Source organism: Lacticaseibacillus nasuensis JCM 17158, from assembly GCF_001434705.1.
In the GTDB taxonomy this organism is placed as follows: Bacteria; Bacillota; Bacilli; order Lactobacillales; family Lactobacillaceae; genus Lacticaseibacillus; species Lacticaseibacillus nasuensis.
The window spans coordinates 1-19,572 of the sequence record NZ_AZDJ01000035.1; the positions used below are offsets into that span (position 1 = coordinate 1).

The 19,572-nt window shown below is 58.4% G+C and carries 20 protein-coding genes and 1 pseudogene; 17 read left to right on the top strand and 4 right to left on the bottom strand.

Annotated features, from left to right (window positions below; translation table 11 throughout):
- The 3 genes from FD02_RS10825 to phoU form a co-directional block, all read left to right on the top strand.
- Positions 1-716 (top strand): LPXTG cell wall anchor domain-containing protein (locus tag FD02_RS10825; protein ID WP_156408300.1); only part of this gene is annotated, 716 nt, incomplete at its 5' end.
- Between the two features lie 441 nt (positions 717-1,157).
- A complete protein-coding gene (locus FD02_RS10830; protein ID WP_056952286.1) occupies positions 1,158-2,045 on the top strand; it encodes a phosphate ABC transporter substrate-binding protein PstS family protein in 888 nt (295 codons plus the stop codon).
- 66 nt (positions 2,046-2,111) lie between these two features.
- Positions 2,112-2,798 (top strand): phosphate signaling complex protein PhoU, encoded by a 687-nt coding sequence (gene phoU, locus FD02_RS10835; protein WP_056952289.1) that lies wholly within the window; start codon positions 2,112-2,114, stop codon positions 2,796-2,798.
- Between the two features lie 140 nt (positions 2,799-2,938).
- On the opposite strand, the gene FD02_RS10840 is transcribed toward phoU, so the two are convergent.
- Positions 2,939-3,406 (bottom strand): GNAT family N-acetyltransferase, encoded by a 468-nt coding sequence (locus tag FD02_RS10840; RefSeq protein WP_054723592.1) that lies wholly within the window; start codon positions 3,404-3,406, stop codon positions 2,939-2,941.
- A gap of 28 nt (positions 3,407-3,434) precedes the next feature.
- Positions 3,435-3,983: a helix-turn-helix transcriptional regulator gene (locus FD02_RS10845; RefSeq protein ID WP_054723591.1), complete on the bottom strand. Its 549-nt coding sequence runs from the start codon at positions 3,981-3,983 to the stop codon at positions 3,435-3,437.
- Between the two features lie 147 nt (positions 3,984-4,130).
- On the opposite strand from FD02_RS10845, the gene FD02_RS10850 reads away from it, so the two are divergent.
- The 3 genes from FD02_RS10850 to FD02_RS10860 all read left to right on the top strand — a co-directional run bounded on the left by FD02_RS10850 (position 4,131) and on the right by FD02_RS10860 (position 6,159).
- Positions 4,131-4,565, top strand: coding sequence for a MarR family winged helix-turn-helix transcriptional regulator (locus FD02_RS10850; protein WP_056952292.1), 435 nt, complete (start codon positions 4,131-4,133; stop codon positions 4,563-4,565).
- Complete coding sequence (locus FD02_RS10855; protein ID WP_056952295.1) at positions 4,540-5,406, top strand: NmrA family NAD(P)-binding protein; 867 nt, start codon at positions 4,540-4,542, stop codon at positions 5,404-5,406. The genes FD02_RS10850 and FD02_RS10855 overlap by 26 nt, the downstream gene beginning before the upstream one ends.
- A gap of 102 nt (positions 5,407-5,508) precedes the next feature.
- A complete protein-coding gene (locus FD02_RS10860) occupies positions 5,509-6,159 on the top strand; it encodes a DNA alkylation repair protein (protein ID WP_225352589.1) in 651 nt (216 codons plus the stop codon).
- A 435-nt stretch (positions 6,160-6,594) separates the two neighbouring features.
- On the opposite strand, the gene FD02_RS10865 is transcribed toward FD02_RS10860, so the two are convergent.
- A complete protein-coding gene (locus FD02_RS10865; RefSeq protein WP_056952297.1) occupies positions 6,595-7,377 on the bottom strand; it encodes a putative ABC transporter permease in 783 nt (260 codons plus the stop codon).
- 423 nt (positions 7,378-7,800) lie between these two features.
- On the opposite strand from FD02_RS10865, the gene FD02_RS10870 reads away from it, so the two are divergent.
- The 5 genes and pseudogenes from FD02_RS10870 to FD02_RS10890 all read left to right on the top strand — a co-directional run bounded on the left by FD02_RS10870 (position 7,801) and on the right by FD02_RS10890 (position 12,679).
- A complete protein-coding gene (locus tag FD02_RS10870) occupies positions 7,801-8,463 on the top strand; it encodes a WxL domain-containing protein (RefSeq protein WP_056952300.1) in 663 nt (220 codons plus the stop codon).
- 92 nt (positions 8,464-8,555) lie between these two features.
- A pseudogene (locus FD02_RS11625) lies at positions 8,556-8,996 on the top strand (DUF916 domain-containing protein); the annotation flags it as partial.
- Complete coding sequence (locus FD02_RS11580) at positions 8,985-9,578, top strand: DUF3324 domain-containing protein (protein WP_225352590.1); 594 nt, start codon at positions 8,985-8,987, stop codon at positions 9,576-9,578. The pseudogene FD02_RS11625 and the gene FD02_RS11580, both read left to right, overlap by 12 nt.
- A 13-nt stretch (positions 9,579-9,591) precedes the next feature.
- Entirely contained in the window at positions 9,592-9,930 is a 339-nt protein-coding gene (locus tag FD02_RS10885; protein WP_054723430.1) for an LPXTG cell wall anchor domain-containing protein, read from the top strand.
- Complete coding sequence (locus FD02_RS10890; protein ID WP_054723431.1) at positions 9,914-12,679, top strand: RHS repeat domain-containing protein; 2,766 nt, start codon at positions 9,914-9,916, stop codon at positions 12,677-12,679. Before FD02_RS10885 ends, FD02_RS10890 begins: the two co-directional genes overlap by 17 nt.
- Before the next feature lie 56 nt (positions 12,680-12,735).
- Here FD02_RS10890 and FD02_RS10895 read toward each other — a convergent pair whose 3' ends face one another.
- Positions 12,736-14,124, bottom strand: coding sequence for an MFS transporter (locus FD02_RS10895; RefSeq protein ID WP_056952303.1), 1,389 nt, complete (start codon positions 14,122-14,124; stop codon positions 12,736-12,738).
- Between the two features lie 120 nt (positions 14,125-14,244).
- On the opposite strand from FD02_RS10895, the gene FD02_RS10900 reads away from it, so the two are divergent.
- The 6 genes from FD02_RS10900 to FD02_RS10925 all read left to right on the top strand — a co-directional run bounded on the left by FD02_RS10900 (position 14,245) and on the right by FD02_RS10925 (position 19,524).
- Positions 14,245-14,583 (top strand): iron chaperone, encoded by a 339-nt coding sequence (locus FD02_RS10900; RefSeq protein WP_056952306.1) that lies wholly within the window; start codon positions 14,245-14,247, stop codon positions 14,581-14,583.
- Positions 14,584-14,921: 338 nt separating this feature from the next.
- Positions 14,922-16,109, top strand: a complete 1,188-nt coding sequence (locus FD02_RS10905; protein ID WP_056952309.1) for an ABC transporter substrate-binding protein — start codon at positions 14,922-14,924, stop codon at positions 16,107-16,109.
- A gap of 123 nt (positions 16,110-16,232) precedes the next feature.
- On the top strand, positions 16,233-17,111 hold the full coding sequence (locus FD02_RS10910) for a branched-chain amino acid ABC transporter permease (protein ID WP_056952312.1): 879 nt from the start codon (positions 16,233-16,235) through the stop codon (positions 17,109-17,111).
- Positions 17,112-17,113: 2 nt separating this feature from the next.
- Complete coding sequence (locus tag FD02_RS10915; protein WP_056952315.1) at positions 17,114-18,067, top strand: branched-chain amino acid ABC transporter permease; 954 nt, start codon at positions 17,114-17,116, stop codon at positions 18,065-18,067.
- Positions 18,060-18,833, top strand: a complete 774-nt coding sequence (locus tag FD02_RS10920) for an ABC transporter ATP-binding protein (protein ID WP_056952320.1) — start codon at positions 18,060-18,062, stop codon at positions 18,831-18,833. Before FD02_RS10915 ends, FD02_RS10920 begins: the two co-directional genes overlap by 8 nt.
- A complete protein-coding gene (locus FD02_RS10925) occupies positions 18,826-19,524 on the top strand; it encodes an ABC transporter ATP-binding protein (RefSeq protein WP_054723506.1) in 699 nt (232 codons plus the stop codon). The genes FD02_RS10920 and FD02_RS10925 overlap by 8 nt, the downstream gene beginning before the upstream one ends.
- Positions 19,525-19,572: the final 48 nt, after the last annotated feature.

Below are 19,572 nucleotides of genomic sequence, written 5' to 3' on the forward strand. Positions count from 1 at the left end.
CAACTACGCCAGTAACTTCTGACGGCAAGGGCGGTCACACGGTTAACGGTAAGGATATACCGAGTGATGGGAAGCCACACGATGTTGGTGACAACACCACTGCGACGACCACGCCTGACGGTAATGTGACAGTCGATCACGACAATGGTGACGGGACGCATACGGTTACTGATGTTGATAAAGACGGGAAGATTACCGGCCAGACGACTACAACTCCAATCAAGAATGGTGATGGCACCACAACCACGCCAACTTCTGATGGGAAGGGTAGTCACACGATTAACGGTACAGACGTACCGAACGATGGTCAGCCACATGATGCTGGCAATGGTACTACTGTGACGAACGAACCGGATGGTACTCTGACGGTCGATCACAATAATGGTGATGGCACACACACGATTACAACGGTTGACAAGGACGGGCACATTACCGATCAGTTGACGACTGAATCTGGTAAGCATGCTCTACCTAACACTCAAGGCGGCTCCAAGACTCGCACTAAGACAACTGGGGTTCAAACTTCCAAGAATGGAGTTCAAGCTTCGAAGACTGGTAAGGCCGAAGATGGCTTGAGTTCAGGTTCATACAGTAAGCACATTTTGCCTAAGACTGGAGACAAGGATAACAACGCACTTGCAACTGCAGGAACGCTTCTCCTTGGCTTGATGGGTCTGATGGCAGCTGCTGGAATTCGGAAGCGCCACGAGGATTAGTTCACCTAATTTGATCGTGAAGTAACCGACTAAGTTTAAGAAGGAGGCAACAGCATTGGCTGTTGCCTCCTTTTTTGCGCTCGGTCATATAACCGTCATTAAGTGGATTACCAGGTGTCATCTGGAAGTGGCTGAAGCGCAATCAGTCGCTCAGTACATATATTTCAAAACCAGGTGTGACATGAATTGAGGAAACCCCAAGCTGAGCGGTAGTGCTGTGGATTTAACTTGTGATGAGAACCATATGAGCCTTGTCACCCGATGAGGCTGCAATGCCTTTTTCTGCGCCCCTGATCTCCTGCCACATCGTCACCTTCGCTGTGATTCCCTGTCTTTACACAACCAACACCGAATTTTTACGTGCGCGGCAGTGGAAATTTACACTGGCTCGTTATGCTGGTCTTGTTTCAACGACGGGAAATCAAACGAGGAGTGAACAAGATGAAGAAATCAGCACTGATTACCATAGCCTTGACCGTTGTCGCGGTGACGTTGGCCTTGGCGGGTTGCGGCAAAAGCGCGAAGTCGGCGACTCAAGCCGCCAGCAGCGACACCAAGATTGTGGCGGTGGGGTCGACGGCCTTGCAGCCGCTGGTCGAACAAGCTGCCGAGCAGTATCAAGCCGCCCATCCTGCCGCCAAGCTCACGGTTCAAGGCGGCGGCTCCGGCACCGGGCTGAGCCAGGTGGCCCAAGGCGCGGTCACCATCGGCAACTCCGACATCTTTGCCGAGCAGGCGAAGGGCGTGACGGCCGCCAAACTGGTGGATCACCAAGTTGCCGTGGTGGGCATGGCGCCGGTGACCAATCCGGATGTCGGCGTCAAGAACCTGACGATGTCGCAACTGCGAGGGATTTTCAGCGGCCGCTTCACGAACTGGCACCAACTTGGCGGCAAGAACGAGGCCATCACGGTGGTGAACCGCGCGACGGGCTCCGGCACCCGGGCGACCTTTGAGGCGGCGGTGATGGCCGGCCAAAAGGCGAAGACGACTCAGGAGCAGGACAGCAGCGGTACGGTGCAACAAATCGTGGCCAAGACGCCGGGCGCGATTTCCTACCTCGCGTTTTCCTACATTAAAGCTGACGTCCAAGCACTCGCCGTTGACGGCGTACAGCCAACAGAGGCTAACGTCGCGACCAACGATTGGAAAATTTGGTCCTATGAGCACATGTATACCAAAGGCCAGCCAAACGCGGCCACCAAGCGCTTCCTGGCCTACATGATGAGTGCCAAAGTGCAAAGCAAGCTGGTCAAGCAACTTGGCTACATCAGCATCAGCGCGATGAAGGTGCAAAAGGATGCAACCGGCAAGGTGACGACGAAGTAACGATTGCCGCAGGGAGAGCGAGCCGATTGGCGTAATCTCAATTGTGCCAAAAAAGGGGGGACTGCCATGACGGCGCGCACGACGCAGGCCATTCGCCACTTGACTGCCGGGTTCACGGAAATGGGCATGGCCGTCAGCGAGCAGATCTACCAAGCCACCACGGCGTTTGCCCGCCACGACCCAGACCGGGCGCGGCAGGTCATCGAAGCAGACGGGGCCATCAACGAAACCGAGCTGCGCCTGGCGCGGCGCTCACTGCGAGTGCTTGCCTTGCAGCAACCGCAGGCGTCCGCGTTTCGCGCGGTGATGACCGTCGTGAAGGCCAGCGTGGATCTGGAACAAATCGGTGACAACGCCGTGGCGATTGCGCGGGAGACCCTGTTGTTACCGACGGCGACCGGGTTGCCGTCGGTGGCGGAACTCCTGGGTCAAATGACGCTGGCGATTCAAACGATGTTGGAACAAGGTCTCGATGCCTATTTACGCCAGGAACCGGACCTGGCGCGGCAGGTGGCCGAAAGCGACTTGACGATCGACCGTGATTTCGTCCGGTTGCGCCACCACCTGATTCGCGAGCTCGGGGCTGACCCGAAGCTCGCGGCAACCATTACCAGTTACTTGGTGGTGGCGCGGCTGCTTGAGCACATTGGCGACCACGTGGTGAACGTGACCGAGTGGGTCGTGTACGGGGCTACCGGGCAACTGGTGGAGCTGAATCCGGGGAAGTTGGACCGGCGGCGGGTCACCGGGTGAAAGAAGGGAGACCATGTGGGGCTGGTTAATTGCCTTGGCCCCCGTCGCCTTTGCCACGAGCTATTGGGCAATGAGCGGCAAGGCCAAGCAGATGATGCATCAATCTAGACGTTAAAAAGCGGCGGCAGCTAGGCAAAATCCTAGTTGTCGCCGTTTTTGTCTGCCAGTACCATGTCGAGGTGGGGGATGCCGTCTTCGAGGTACACCGCAGAAACTGGGGTGAAACCGAAGCTGGCGTAGAAGTCCTGAAGGTAGGCTTGGGCTTGAATCTTCACCGGCTGGCCCGGGAAGCGTTCGGCGAGCGCAGCCAAGCAAGTGTTGACGAGTTGCCGACCGAGCCCCGCCCCGCGCGCAGATTTGACCACCAACACGCGGCCGAGGCTCATGTGGTGACCGTCTGCGTGCGGGAGGAGACGCGCGTAAGCGACGAGTCTGCCGTCTCGCCGCAGGCACACATGCAAGGCGGTGCGGTCCGCGGCGTCGGCCTCTTGATAGGCGCAGTCTTGTTCGACGACGAAGACGGCCACGCGGGCGGTCATGATTTCAAGCAGCTGCGGCGCGGTGAGTTCGGTTGTCGGCGTGATGGTCGTGGTGATCGGCATGGTCATGAAGCACCTCCAGAATTTTGGGGCGAGGTCAGGTCAGCGAGCCGCGGATGTGACTCAAGGCCAACAGGCGCGCGAAGGCTTGCTCGTCTGCAGGGGCGAACTGATAGTGCGTGCGGTGCAGGCACCCGGCCACCTGTAACTCCAGCGACTGAAGCACGTACGGCACGCTGGTGACCTGGGCCATGATTCGTTGATAATGATCCGCCAAAATGGCGCGCAGTTCGGTTTGGTCACTCGGCACGTCGGCCAACAGCTGGATCAACATGGCGATGGCCACTTCGGCGCGTTGGTGGCCGCTGGCGTACCAGGGCACGATTTTCTCTGTTGCATTCCAGGCGAAGGGGTGCCACCAGTGGCGCTTGGTCGGCTGCGGCGAGCGAATGCCCACCAGGTCCTGGACCGGCACGGCGAGTACCTGGCTTAACTTCACCAAGGCGGCGAGGGCGGGTTGCCGCCGGTTGGTTTCCCAATCGGCCACGGTTTGGGGTGAGACTTGAAGCTGCGTGGCTAAATCGGCCTGTGACAGGTGATGCGCGGTGCGCTGCGCGGTCAACGCCGCGCCGAGTTGAATCGACATGAAGTAAGTTCCTCCGGGGTCGAGTGTAGCACATTGTTTGGCGGCGGTAAGCGGCAACCTGAGCGCACCAAGCAATATGGGGATTGACAACGACGGCGAAACAGTCGAGTATAGTTCGTATACTTACTAAATCGAAACGAGGCCGATATGACGAATCTGGGGTTTCTCTTAATGAACAGCACCAAGCGGCTGAAGGGGGAGTTGAACCGGGCGCTGCAACCGGCCGGCTTGACGATTAGCCAATGGGCCGTGTTGGCGGCGTTGGCTCGCTCGCCGGAGCCGTTGACCGCCGTGGCCGTCGCGACGGCCACGGGGATGGACAAGGTCACGGTATCAGGCGTTGTGCAACGGCTAGTGGCCAAAGCACTGGTGGCAGAAACGCCAAAGCCTGGCGATCGGCGGGCGCGCGAGTTGCGGCTCACGCCGGCGGGGCAGCAGCGCTACGTGGCCTGCGCCGCCACCGCCGATGAGACATTGGCCGCGTTTTTGGCCCCGTTACCCGCTGCGGATCAGGCGACACTGACAGGGTTGATGCAACAATTAGAAGGAGAGACGCATGACAACAATCTTAGTACTCGGTAGTACAGGAAATATCGGCTGGCCGCTGGTGCAGCTGCTGGCCAAGACACCAGACGTCACCGTGGTCGCTGGCGTCCATCACACACCGACCCCGGCCATGCAGGAACTTGGGGTGGCAACGGTGCCGTTTGATTTTCTTCGGCCCGAGACGTTTGCCCCGGCGCTGAATGGGGTCGACCGGCTGTTTTTCGTGCGCCCGCCACAACTCGCCGATCCAAGCCATGACATGTTGCCCTTTCTGCAGGCGGCGCAGGCGGCGCGACTGCAGCAGGTTGTATTCGTGTCGCTGATGGGCGTCGAGCACAACCCGATGGTGCCGCACCGCAAGATCGAGCGCATGATTACCGAGCTCGGGCTGCCGCACACGTTTTTGCGGCCGAGATTCTTCATGCAAAATCTACTAACGGAGCACGGCCAGGACCTGCGCGAGCACCACGACCTGTTTATTCCGGCCGGTCACGCCAAGACCAGCTTCATCGACTGCGCCGACATCGCCGCGGCCGCTGCGGTGGTCTTGCGCGATGACCAATACCTCGGTCAGGCGCTGACGCTCACCGGGCCAGAGGCGCTGACCTATGATCAGGTGGCCAGCCAAATGAGCCAGCAATTCGGCATCGCCATCACGTATTCGCATCCGGGACTGTTGCAGTTCCGCCGGCAGATGCTGCAACGCGGCATCGCCAAGGAATTCGTGAACGTCATGGTGATGCTGTATGTCATCACGCGCCTAGGCAACGCCAAGGCCACCACCGACACGTTGCCGCGGGTTCTCGGCCGCCCCGCCCGGACGTTAAAGGACTTTATTGAAGCAGAGGTGCGGCCGGCGCTATTACCCGGGAAATGACCGTTGACAGTCGGCGGGTGAACCCGTAAACTCCTATTCAGCATGCCAAACCGCTGCGCGATCAGCGGTTTTTATTTGCACCAGAACGGGAGGAAAATGCAGGTGGGTGAATCAGTGGCCGCGTTCCAATTAGTCGGCAATGCCGACATTGCGCCGCAAATGGCGGCTTACATGAAGAATCAGTTTCCCTTCGTCGGGGTGCAGTCGGTGGCCCGCCGTCAGCAATCCCGCCCGCTGGTGCAGGCCAGCCGCCAGGTCCCGGTGGCAACGGTGCTTGACTGGATTGCTGCGCTGGCTCACCGGCGCGAGCGGGAGTACACCTATGTCGCCTACGACCTAGCCAGCGCCACCGTCCGGCGGTTCACGCTAGCCGACTTGCAGACGCTGTTGCCGCTGCTCTTGCACGAGCCGTGGTGGGACAGCGTCGACGGTTGGCGCAAGGTGTACGGCGATTACCTGGCGCGCCAGCCTGAGGCGTTGCCGACGGTGTACGGCTGGTTTTACGCCCAGCCGAGTCTTTGGCAACGCCGCGTGGCCATTACGCTACAGCTGATGGCCAAGGCCCGCACGGATCAGGGACTGTTACTGCAGGCCATTTTGTACGACCGCACCAACCCGGAGTTCTTCTTACAAAAAGCGATTGGCTGGGCGCTACGCCAATACAGCAAGACCAACGCCGACTGGGTGCGCGACTGCCTGAATACTTATGCCTTCAACGCGTTGGCACGACGCGAGGCCAGCAAGTTTCTGTAGGCACGCAAAAAGCGGCGTGAGCAAGTCGCGACACTTCCTCACACCGCCATGGTGCCCGCAACTAAGCCAGCCGGATCTCTACCACGTTGGCTATTGGCTTGGTCCGAGTTGCGGTTTGTTCACTTTTCCTGATTCCGGGCAGACTCGCCCTTCCTCAGTCCATTCACGTCATTACAGTTACTCCCGTCGCCGGCAGGTGGCAAGCCACCTTCGCGAAGCGGAGTGGCACGGGCGATTCGCGGTACTGGCCTAGACAACGCGCAAACGTTAGACGCGCTGTAGGTACCGTGACTCCGGGTGCCTGGGGCAATTGGTCGAGCCGCGGTGCTGCACTCGCCGTGGGCCGCTTGCCCTACAAATTTGTATGCTTACAGTCTAACAGGGGAAAGCGCTGCCGACAAGCGAACAGCTGACGAACAGTAAGTAAATTTTTTCTTAAGGGCGCCGCCGCTGCTTCAGCAAGTCGCTGAGCTTGGCGATGTCTTCGGCAGGTGTATGGGTGTTGGTTAGCTTGAGGTGCGGAAAGCTTTTCAACACGCGCCGCTGGACGTAATTGAGGGGTGGCAACTTGGTGTCGGTGGCGCGGTAGCTGTCCAACCACGCCAAGTTGGCATCGACTTGGGCCTGCAATTTTTTCTTACGGGCCTCGATTTCTTCACCGATGCGTTGCGTGGCCGCGCCAAAGGCCAGCATGTTGGCCAGGGTGAAGCCGAGGTCGAAGGTCGTCGCCGCCAGCAACAGCACCGCCACGAGGTCGCCACTTGCGGCGATTGTTGCCGCTGCCCAGTGGTGCACTAGGGGCTGGACCAGCTTGACGATCAGCACGACGCCCAACCCCCAGCAGGCGGAAATCGGCAAGGCCACGCGACCGTTGAGATTCAGGGGCACGTGACTGTAGTCCCACCACCGCGCATGGAACAGCACCTCTAGCAGCCAACTGGTGACGTATTCGATCACCGTGACCACCAAGGCGCTCACGAGGTACAGCAGGGGAAGCTGATCCTCCACCGGGCCGACCAAGGCTAAGACCGCGATCATGCTGAAACCGTAGACGGGAATAATGGGGCCAATCAAGAAGCCTGAGTTGACCCATTGGTGTTTGCGCAGCGACACATAGCCGCTTTCCCACAGCCAGCCGATGAAGGCATAGGCGAAAAAGTAGAGGAGCCAGGTGGTGACTTGGTGCGCAACCGGCACCAAGGTGAGCGTGATGAGCATGACCAACCCTCCTGTCTTCTTCATGATACACGACTGCCACCAACGGCGAAAAGGGCGGGCCGATAATGCGTGAGAAGTTCGTGAGCAAAAATTAATTTTGCCAAAGAGATTAATTATTTTTGTGGGGTAATAAATGGTTGCTAACGTTATTTATACGAACCATAATTTGTGGGAACCCTTCATAATGAATTGTAAGTAGCGCGGCAAATCACCATTCGCCTGTAACAGTTCTGTAACATAAAGCCGCCACCGCGATTAAACAATGTTATCGACAGGAGTGAGGATGACCATTAAAACGCCGTTATCGCGGCGTTTGTGGCCACCTGATTGCTCGACGAGACGGAGAAGACATGCTAAACTGAAGCCATACAATGTGACGATGTGGGGATCGTGACTAATAAATAAACAAAGGGGAACAAGATTATGAAGAAGACAAATTGGATTATTGCCGGTGCGTTCGCACTTGGTTTAGCAATCGCCCCGCAGGCCACAGCCCACGCGGCAGACACGCCGAGCCCGAGTAAGAGTACGGCATCATTCGTGGCAAACCCTGGCGAGTTGACCTTAGTTAAGGTGCCAGACATGAACTTTGGTACGACTAGTGTTCAAGACTTAATTGCTGGGACAACCCTTGAATACCAAAACGGTAATGCTAATACAAATGGTATGAGCGATACGTCCAATGCGAACCAGGATGGCACGTTGCAGGTTGCTGATTACCGTGGTACGAGTGCGGGTTGGCAGTTGAGTGCCCAGGCTGCGCCGTTTACTGCAGACCACAACGCCGTAACGCTTGGTACTACGACACTCACATTTAGCCCAATGGTGGATACTGACCAGAGCGGGACGCAGGCCAACAATCTCGCTACGAATACTAATATTTATAATACTAACGCGACAATCTGGAGTGCGGCCGCAACCACAGGTGCAAGCGATGAGAAGACTGGGACTGGTACTAACACCCTAACCTTTACTCAGGGCGTTGCGACATTGAAAATCGGTGCTACACCATCAGCCGTTTCAGGGACTTACCAATCCCAAATCACCTGGACGCTGGCTTCCGCGCCTGATGGTCAAGGCAATTAATCGTTAGTTCAGTCGAATCAGCCAAAAAGCCAGCGACAGTCGTCACTGGCTTTTTGCCCTAGTTAGTATGCGCAGATCAAAGGAACTGACGAATGAAGAAACGTAAATTATGGTGGCTGCTAGCCTTACTTGCTTGTCTGGCAGGGTTTGCCTGGCCAGCACAGCCAACCCAGGCGGCGGCCGGCGCAAGGTTTACCATTTCGCCTGTGTTGACAAAGAATCAAGTCGGCATGAACAATGGCTACTTCAATGTGTTGTTGCAGCCGAACGCCACCGAGACGCTGGCGGTAAACGTCACCAACTAAAGCGACAAAAAGTTGCAGGTGCGAGTCACGCCGACGACGGCGTGGACGAACAGCAACATTCAAATCGACTATGGGCCAGGGGCGCCGAAGGATTCTTCCGCAAGCACCACCTTGACCAAGCTGATGAGCAGCGGGCAAACGGTGACGCTGGCCCCAAAGGCGACACAACGCGTTAGTTTCACGTTGCGGACGCCTAAGGCCGGATTGCAGGGGCTAGTGCTCGGGGCGATTCGCGCTGAAGACCAGAAGTCGTACAAGCAACGCACAAAAGGATTCGCCATCAGCAACAAGTTTGCCATGGTACTCGGCGTGCAGGTGCAAACCAACAAGGACCTGATCACGCAGCGCCTGCGCTTAACCGGCGTCAAGGCCGGCGTGCAAACCAATCAAGCGGCCGTTTTAGCGACACTAAGCAATCCGCAGCCGACGATTCTCAACCGGCTGCAGCTGAAGGCCAAGGTGATGCGGCGCGGCGAAACCAAGGCGTTGCTGACGCGCAGCACCACTCGTAATGCGATGGCGCCGAATTCACACGCCACGTTTGCCGTGTTTAGTCGGACCGCTTTGCGGCCGGGCAAGTATACGCTCGACCTCGTCGCGACGAACCCCGGACACCGCTGGCACTTCAAAGAGAACTTCACGATCACGGCGGCGCAGGCAACGAAAATCAACAAGCAGGTCCATCTGAAGGTAAAGTATCAGATTCCGTGGCCGTGGTTGCTGATTGGCTTGTTGATGCTGATTATCCTGATTTTACTGATCCTATTGCTGAAGCGCCGGCGCAAGGACGATTCACCAGCCGGTCACTAAGGAGGCAATCGAGATGAAAAAGCGTTTGCTCTTCATCATCACAGTATTGCTCGTCATGGGTACTGCTGGCCCGCAGCCAGTCGCGGCGGCTTCTTCGTCGACGGCTTCGTTCACCGTGCTACCAAGCAAGGGCACAGAAACCGCCCCGATCACCCGGCCCAAGCCACCGGTGAAACCGACAGTGACGACGCAAACCAAAACCGTCGTGCGGCCGTATCGCGGTTGGCCGCTGCCCCAAACCAGTGAGGCGCAATGGCGCTGGGTGGCCTGGCTAGGCGTCGTGGTACTCGGCGAGCTTTGGTTGCTCGCAGCCAAGCGGCGAAAGGAGGAAACCAATGAAGTGGTTGAATAAGTTCCGGTCACCACTGCCGTGGGGACTCTTATTGCTCATGGTTGCGTTACTTGGTTTTCCGTTGAGTCATGCCCAGGCCGCCGGCAGCATCACGCCGCCGAGCGCGACGGCGAAACCCGTCACCGCGGGGCCCAATATGCTAACACCTGATGGGTCGATTGGCAGCCAGGGCCATTATCGCAACTACTTGAACTGGCAATCCGCCACCGCCCCTCAGTCCGCCGCTACGCAGTATGCCGTGCTGACGCCAGGCCAGTCGGTGAATACATACGTCAGCTTTTACAAAGGCGGATGGGCGGGAAACAATTTTCGCACGGCGCTTGCAATTGGGAGTGGTTCCGCTTCAATCTCAAGTCAATATGGCGGGACTACCCAAGCTGGTGGCAATCAAACCAACGTAACGGCGATCACGGGTAGCAGTGGCGACGAGAATAACATCGGTTATAAACTGACTGCACCTAGCGTGACCCAGCCCACTTGGCTGTATTTTCAGGTGCAATACCGCGGAACCAACATCTTCGGAATTGGTGATTGGGTGGGTTCCACAATTTTCTCCGTATTGGTACTGCCATCGAACTTCAACCTCACGCCGACTGCCACTCCGCTGTTCACGTTTGGTACCAGTACGACGATGAGCGCTGGCGCCAGCAGCACCCTACCCGCTGGCGTCACGCTGAACTTTACTGGCAGCAATACGCTTCCTGGCGCGTGGACGAACGCGGCGACATTCACCGCGACCAAGTCAGCCGCTGGCAGTGCCACCGGGGCCTACGCGTTTCCGCAAACTGTGCCGTACCCTAGTATCTCCGGTGTCACCGGCACAAATTATGCCGCCAGTGCGACGGGGTACTTTGGCACCCTGGCCGATCAAACGGTTTACGACGGCGGCAACGCGGAATTCAAGCTCCAGTTGCCTGCCGGACTGATTGCCAGCGACGTCAAGTGGTATGTCGGCGACAAGCTCCAAAGCACGAGTGGCACCACGCTAGATTTGAACCGCGTCAGCAAAGCCGACTATGGTGACTCGCAGACCATTAAGGCGGAGATGACCGTGTCTAAGAACGGCGATGGGGCCTTCAGCCTGACGGCGACTGCCAGCGCCAAGCTGACAATTAATGACTCGCCATTGAAGCTCACGACGACCCAACCACTGGTGTTTAGTGGACCGGATCAACCGCCTGCAGTGACCGGCTCGCCAACGCCCGGCACTACGCCGCTGACTTTGAAACTTGGTGCCACCACCCCGACCCTTGCCCAAGTCAGTTGGACGGTGAATGATCCAGATCTTGGCAGCGTGGTGGTCGACAATGGCAAACCGAGCTTTGTGGCAAAAGACAATGCGCAAGGTTCTGCCATTATTACCGCCAGTTATCCTGACGCGGGGCAGACGGTTTATGCCTCGACGACAATCCAAGTGGCCCATCTAGCCTCACCGGCAACCGTGGCGCCAGGAACCGATGTGAAGCTGGCCGCCCCGGTGAGCTCGGGCGATGCCTACTCCTATCAGTGGACGAAGTATTGGCAAGGAAATAATACCAGCTTCGTGCCGTTACCAAGTGAAACCCATCAGACCCTTGATTTGCCTAATATTCAGCTCAGTACAGATCCGGTTGGAGATATGATGGTAAAAACCGCCGGCAAGTATGGCGTAATCGTGACTGTGAACGGTCATGATGTTCAGAGCAACATTGCCACCATCGACGTGTCGGAATTCAGGGTAACAAGTAATTCTGACGTCATTTTCAGCGATTCGACGCATGATCCCTCAACCACCTCCCAAACAGGGATCGCTGGCCGGTATAACGGTTATAATCAATCTACCGGCTTGAGTTTAACGGCGGACAATCCTGACTTAGCCACATTGGTGAATTCTCAGCTCACAGCCAATAGTACAGGCGCCACTGGCGTCGTGACCGTAACCGGCAAGTTGGTCAACTATGCAGGAAACTTTACAGATACCCGGCAGATTACCGTTGCGCATCTGGATTCACCGGCTGGCCAACAGCTCGTGGGCTCAACGGTGACGTTCACGGCCCCAAGTTCACCTTCCGGGGCGACTTGGACCTACCAGTGGGAGAAACGGCTGGCCGGTCAGCAAACGTGGACGCCAATTGCTGGTGCGACCGGTGCGACCTACACCACGCCGGGCCTGCAGGCGACGGATGATGGCGCCAGCTACCACGTCAACATCAAGTTGCCGAACAGTTATACTGCCACGAGTAATCCGGCGACAGTCAGCGTTTTAGCCGGCACATTGGCCTTGAAGCAGGTGCCGAGTTTCACCTTCGGCCAACCCGGGACTACGCCTAGCGTGGCAGACCTGATGAACGGCACCTATAACGGTAGTACCACCGACGTCACCGCGCCGGACTACAGCAAAGTCTGGCTGATGCCACAGGCCGCGTCTTACGCCATGACTTTGGCGGATGGCCGTCAGCCAGCTGGGCAATCGTACACCGTGTCCTTGGCGGCAGGCCAGTTCAAGAATGCGGATGGCACGCCAATCAGCAGCCAAGCCGGTACGGCAAAGTTATTGCTGAACATGACTTGGGCAGGGCAACCGGCTGTCCAACAAACTGTTGCCGATGACGGTCAGCCCGTGGCACTGTTCGGGAGCATTCCTGTTTCCGCCACCACCCACGAGCTCATGACACACATCACGCCGGCGCTGGCAATCAATTCATCCAATCAAGCAAAGGCTGGCAATTACAGCAGCCAGCTGACTTGGACGCTCACCACCGGTCCGTAAACCACCTAAATAGCGGCCCCACCTCAGCTCGAGGCGGGACCGCTATTTTGCTGCCATCAATTGGCGTGCAGCCGGCGGTAAATCACGACGCCCAGGCCAAGCACCGACAGCGCGGTGCCGAGCCAAAAGACGTTGGCAAACGCCGGCAACAGTGCCACTTGCGGCGTGATCACCTTGACGCCTGGCAGCTGCGCGAAGAGTAACTGGGCACCGAAGCTGATGCCGATAGTCATGCCGAAGGTGCGGGCAAAGGAGTTCAGCGACCCCGCGACGCCGGCGACGGTCGGCGGCACGGCCGCCATGGTCAGCGCGTTGTTCGGTGATAGGAATAACGCCATGCCGACGCCGTTGAGCACGATGGGCCACAGCACCGCCACCCAGCTCAAGTGATTGGGGTAGCTGGCGTAGCCGATTTGCGAGCCGATGAGCGCCAGTAGCCCAAGAATCGTTAGGTTATAGCGATTCCAGTGGTCGGCGAGGTAGCCGGCCAGCGGCGTCACCAGCAGCATGACCACGCTTTGAATCATCAGCGTCAGCCCGCTTAGCCACGCGCTCACGCCGAGGTAGCTTTGCAGGTAAAACGGCAGCAGAATGTTGGACACGGCGTTGATTAGCATAACGATCCACAAGGTGCTGACGGAAATCATGTAATCGGGATTGCGCAACAGGCTCGGCGCAATCCACGGCGTGTTGGCGTGATCGTCTTGCACGAAGGAATAGACGGTCAGCCCGGCGCCCACCAGCAAGGCGCCGATTACCAGCCAGCGCTTGCTCGGCACCGCCAACAGACTGCCGCCGCCGAAAAACAGTAGGATGCCAGCGGTAAACAGGTTTTGCCCCGTCCAGTTCGCCGCCCGCCAGATTTGGCCCACCGCGGCGCGACTCGGCCGGGTCAGCGGCACGGTGCGCGCGCCGAGCCACAAGGCGATCAGCCCCAGCGGCACGTTCATCAGGTAGATCCACCGCCACGAGGCCACGGAAATCAGCAGTCCACCCAGCGCCGGTCCGGAAATCGAGCCGACGGAAATAAACATGGAGATGATGGCCAGGGTCTCGGCGCGCTGGCGGTCGGGCACCGCGTCGCTGACGATGCCCATCGAGTTGGCCATGATCATGGCGATGCCCACGGCTTGCACGAAGCGTCCGGCCAGCACGGCCCAGAACCATGGTGCGATGCCGACGAACAGCGAGCCCAGCACGAAGATGCCGCCGCCGAGCACAAAGATGGTGCTTTTTCCCAACAAATCACCGATGTGGCCGAACATCACCAGCAGAATTGTGGTGGTGATCAACCCGGTGGTGACGACCCAGGTGGCCGCGGCGTTGCTAACGCCGAATTCCCGCGAGATGACCGGCAGGGCCAGGGTCGTGCTAGAGCCAGACAACCCAGTTAATAACGACATGAAGCCGAGGAAAAAGGTTAATGCCGCGTGTGGTGTCCGCATCACACTCGCCTCCTCAAGAGTTTACGGTCAGCATACCCACTTTTTCCGGTTTCGGCAACTATTAAGGTGGCGACGGGCGCGCCGTGTGGTAAGGTGAAATCACCACCAAGGAGGACAGCCATGACCGTCATTACCGATTACATCGCGACGCACCCGCACCAAGCCGAACTCACCGTGGTTTACCAGTGTCTCCGCGCGGCGTTACCGGCAGCTTCAGTGCGGCTGAGCTACGGCATGCCGACCTTTTGGCAAGGGGAGAACCTGATTCACTTCGCCCCGGCCAAGCAGCACCTGGGGATTAATCCCACGGCTAGCGCCATCGTGGCCTTTGCCGAACCGATTGCCGAGCTAGGTCTGACCACCACCAAGGGCAGCCTGCACCTGCCTTACAACCGGCCGCTCCCGCTGGCGCTACTCACCGCCATCGCGGAGTTTCGGCTGGCTTCCGCGAAAAAATGAAAATACGGGTTGACAAAGGTTGGAATCTTCTGTATTCTCTAATCGTAAATTAATTTTGAAAGGAGGCCGTCAAGATGGCCAAGCAATCTCAAGTTCTGACCCTGGCGGTCGCCAATCAATCTTTGGCCTTGTTGTTGAAGCCGAAGGACCCGACGTTCAGCTAAGCAGCTGAAACAGTTGAGCCCTTTTTCCGCTTTGGCAATGGGGCTCGCCACGACGATATCAACGTCGGCCTCATTCAAACGAGTGAGGCCGACTTTTTTGTTGGTTCGTGGTTACCAACCTGGTTGTGGATGCGCGCCCACAGCTGCGTTGAAATTCGAAAGGTGGACTTATTGATGAAAATGAATCGCATGATGAGTGGGGTCGCGGCAGTCGCGGCCATGATGGTGATGGCCGGCTGTTCGGCTAAGGCAAGCGCCAAGTCGGGTAACACCGCCTCTGGCAACACGGTCAAGATCGGGATGAACATGGAGCTATCAGGCGCCGCCGCCGGGTATGGCCAGCAAATGAAGCAAGGCTTCCAGCTCGCCGTCAAGCAGATCAACGCGCAAGGCGGAATCAAAGTAAATGGCAAGAAGATGAAGATTAAAACCGTCATTCAAGACAACAAGTCGACGACCAGTGGCAGCGCCAGCGTCACCGCGCAGTTGGCCACCAAGGAAGGCGTCGTCGCCATCGTCGGCCCAGCCACGACCAACGACGGCACCGCAGCCATTCCAAACGAGACCAAGGCTGAAGTCGCCGGCGTTTCGCCTTCCGCCACCGACCCGGATTACACGCTCCAGAAGAACGGCAAGGTCCAAGACTACGTATTCCGCGCCTGCTTTGAAAACAACTTCCAAGGCGAAACCGCCGCGCACTTTGTGACCAACACCATCAAGGCCAAGAACGTCGCCGTCATCGCCGACAACTCGTCGGATTACGGCACCGGGCTGGCCAAGGCCTTCAAGCAGGCCTACAAGGGCAACATCGTGTCGACCCAGTACTTCCAAGAAGGCGACAAGGACTTCAACGCCTTGGTCACCGCCATTAAGAACAAAAAAGTCGACGCCATTTACGCGCCAGGTTACTACTCCGAGGTCGGCTTGATCATCAAGCAAGCCCGCCAGGCTGGCATCAAGGCGCCAATCGTCGGCAGCGACGGCATGGCCGATCCAAAGCTGTCCCAGATCGCCGGCAAGGCCAATGCCAACAAGGTTTATTACACGACGCCATTTTCCAGCAAGTCCGGCGCCAGCAACAAGATGGCGGCGAAGTTCATGAAGGACTTCAAGGCCGAATATGGCAGCGACGCGCCGACCTTCTCCGCGCTGGCTTACGACTCCGTGCTGATGATCAAGCAGGCGATTCAAGACGCCAAGTCCACGAACTCCGTGAAGATCGCTAAGGCGCTGGCCAAGATCAAGAACATGCCAGCCGTCACCGGGGCCATGACCATCAACAAGCATCACGATCCGGAAAAGCCGATCATGATTGAAGAAGTCGAAAACGGCGCCGTCGTGAGTGCGACTGCCGTCAAGTAAGCTTCAGCCGCTCGTGCAAGTCCTGCTTGCCCAAAAGCCGCGGGCGGCGGCCAATACTCGTCAACAGTCCACAAGTGGCAGTCCGGTTTCGGGCTGCCCATTTGTGGGTAGAAGGAGTCACTCGTGCATACATTTTTCCAACAAACGCTGAACGGCCTGTCTCTTGGCAGCATCTACGCGCTTTTGGCGCTGGGCTACACCATGGTGTACGGCATCATCAAGCTGATCAACTTCGCCCATGGTGACGTCTACATGCTCGGGGCCTTTTGGGGCTATTACGTGATTAATACCTACCACGTGAATTTCCTGGTGGCCTTGGTGTCGGCGATGGTGGTGACGGCGCTAGCCGGGATGCTGATCGAATATCTCGCCTACCGGCCGCTGCGCAACTCGCCGCGGATCACGGCGCTGATCACCGCCATCGGGGTGTCGTATTTCCTCGAAAACGGCATGTCGTTTCTCTTCGGCGCCAACACCCGCAACTTTCCGCAGGCGATCACCCAGCATAACTACGACGTCTTCGGCATCACGGTGTCGAACATCCAGATCTTGATTCTCGTCACGTCGCTGGTGCTGATGGTGCTCTTGCAGCTGATCATCCAAAAAACCAAGATGGGCACGGCGATGCGCGCCGTGGCCGTCGATCCCGAGGCGGCGGCCTTGGTCGGCATTAACCCCGACCACGTCATCAGCTTTACCTTCGGGCTCGGCTCGGCGCTGGCCGGCGCCGGCGGGGTGCTGATCGGCCTGTACTACAACTCGATCGATCCGCTGATGGGCATGACACCCGGCATCAAGGCCTTTGTCGCCGCGGTTGTCGGCGGCATCGGGTCGATTCCCGGCGCGGCCATCGGCGGGTTCCTGATTGGCCTGCTGGAAACGGCCACCCAGGCGGTGGGCCTGTCCGCCTACAAGGACGCGGCGGTGTACGTGGTGCTGATCGTGATTCTGGTGCTGCTGCCAACCGGGTTGTTGGGTAAAAACGTGAAGGAGAAGGTGTGAGCATGACCAAAGCAAAAGTCAAAGTCGCCGCCGCGTGGTTCGCGCTCATGCTGGCCGGCTTTATCCTCATCAACGTCTTGGTGGTGGTCGGCGTCGTCGATACCTTCATCGAAAACATGCTGGTGACCATCGGCATCAACATCATTTTGGCCACCGGGTTGAATATCATCATCGGCTTTTCCGGCCAGTTCTCGCTGGGCCACGCCGGGTTCATGGCCATTGGCGCCTACGCTACGGCCATCATCACCAGCAGCCTGCCGACGGTGCTGGGGTTCTACGTCTCGATGCTGGTGGGGATCGTCATCAGCGTCATCGTCGCCATCATCATCGGCATTCCGACCCTGCGCCTGCGCGGGGACTACCTGGCCATTGCCACCATGGGCGCCGCGGAAATCATTCGCGTGGTGATCAACAACTTGAAGATCACCAACGGCGCGGCGGGGATGTACAACATTCCACCACTGGCCGGCTGGCCGACGGTGTACGTGATGGTGTGCTTGACCACCATCATGTTGTGCAACTTCGCCCATAGCCGCTCCGGCCGTGCGGTGCAGGCGATTCGCGAAGACGAAATCGCCGCGGAAGCCGTCGGGATTGCGCCGACCAAGTGGAAGCTGGCCGCCTTCGTGCTGGGCGCCAGCACCGCCGCCATCGCCGGGTCGCTGCACGCCGTGTACATTCAAACCATTACGCCGACGGATTTTGGCATCATGAATTCCGTGTCGCTGCTGATCATCGTCGTGCTCGGCGGCGTCGGTAGCATGACCGGGACCTTCATTGCCGCCATCGTGCTTGGCGTGTTGGACACGGTGCTACAAAGCTTCGGCACCTTGCGCATGGTGATCTATGCCTTGGCGCTGATTCTCATCATGGTGTTCAAGCCAAGTGGGCTGCTGGGCCGCTACGAGTGGTCCTTCGCCCGGTTCTTCACCAAAAAGGAGGCTAGCCATGAGTGACCTATTGACTGTCAGCCACGTCACCAAGCGCTTCGGCGGCCTCGATGCCGTCAGCGACGTGTCGCTGCACGTGGCCAAGGGCGAAATCGTCGCCTTGATTGGCCCCAATGGCGCGGGGAAAACGACGCTGTTTAACATGCTCACCGGCGTGATTCAGCCCACCAGCGGCGAAATCACCTTCGCCGGGACCGCGGTGCCAGGGAAGAAACCCGCCACCGTGGCTAAGCTGGGCATTGCCCGCACGTTTCAAAACATTCGCCTGTTCGCCCAGCTCTCCGTGCGCGACAACTTGCAAGCGGCGATGACGCACCGCTACGTCGAACACTTCGTTCCGATCGTGCTGCGCCTGCCGAGCTTCTACCGCCAAGAACAAGTCGCCACCGAGTGGACCGACCAGTTGCTGACGGCGTTTGACCTCACTGACGTTGCCGACATGGATGCCGGCAACCTGCCTTACGGGACCCAGCGCCGGGTGGAAATTGCGCGCGCCGTGGCTACTGCGCCGGAGATGATTTTTCTCGATGAGCCAGCCGCGGGGATGAACCCCGAGGAAACGGCGGCCTTGCGCACCTTGATTCAACGTCTGCAAAGCGAGTTCCACCTCACTGTCGGCTTGATTGAACACGACATGACGCTGGTGATGAGCCTGGCGGAGCGCATTTACGTGCTCGACCACGGCAAGCTCATCGGCAGCGGCACCCCGGCGGAGATTCAACAAGACTCGGCCGTGGTCGCGGCGTATCTGGGAGGTGGCGTGCATGCTTGAGGTCAAGGATCTGCGCGTCAACTACGGCGCGATTCAAGCCGTGCAAGGGGTCGATTTTACCGTGAACGACGGCGAAATCGTCGCCTTGATTGGGGCGAATGGGGCCGGCAAAAGCACCATCCTCAAGACGATTTCCGGCTTGCTGCGGCCGAAAAGCGGTACCATTACCTATGAAGGGACGCGCCTCGATAAACTCAGCGCGGCGAAAATTGTCGCCGCCGGCATCGCCCAGGTGCCGGAAGGCCGGCACGTGTTCGCCGGGCTGACCGTCATGGAGAACCTCAAGATGGGGGCCTACTCCGCGCCAAAGACGCAAGCGGCGCAACTGACCGCGGTGTTCGAGCAGTTTCCCGTGTTGCAGGAGCGGCGCCACCAAGACGCCGCCACGCTGTCCGGCGGGGAGCAACAGATGCTGGCGATGGGCCGCGCCTTGATGGCCAAGCCCAAGCTGATGTTACTGGACGAGCCGTCGATGGGCCTGGCGCCGCTGTTCATCAACAAGATTTTCGCCATCATCAAGGCGATTAACGCCACTGGCACCACGGTGTTGTTGATTGAGCAAAACGCCACGCAGGCGCTGCAAATCGCCGACCGCGGCTATGTTGTCGCCAATGGCAAGGTGCGCTTGAGTGGCACGGGGGCCGAGTTGCTGGCCAACCCGGCCGTGCAAAGCGCCTACCTCGGGGGCTAAATCACCTGATCGCCGGTTCGCCGGCGATTTTGTTAGGGAAGGAAAACT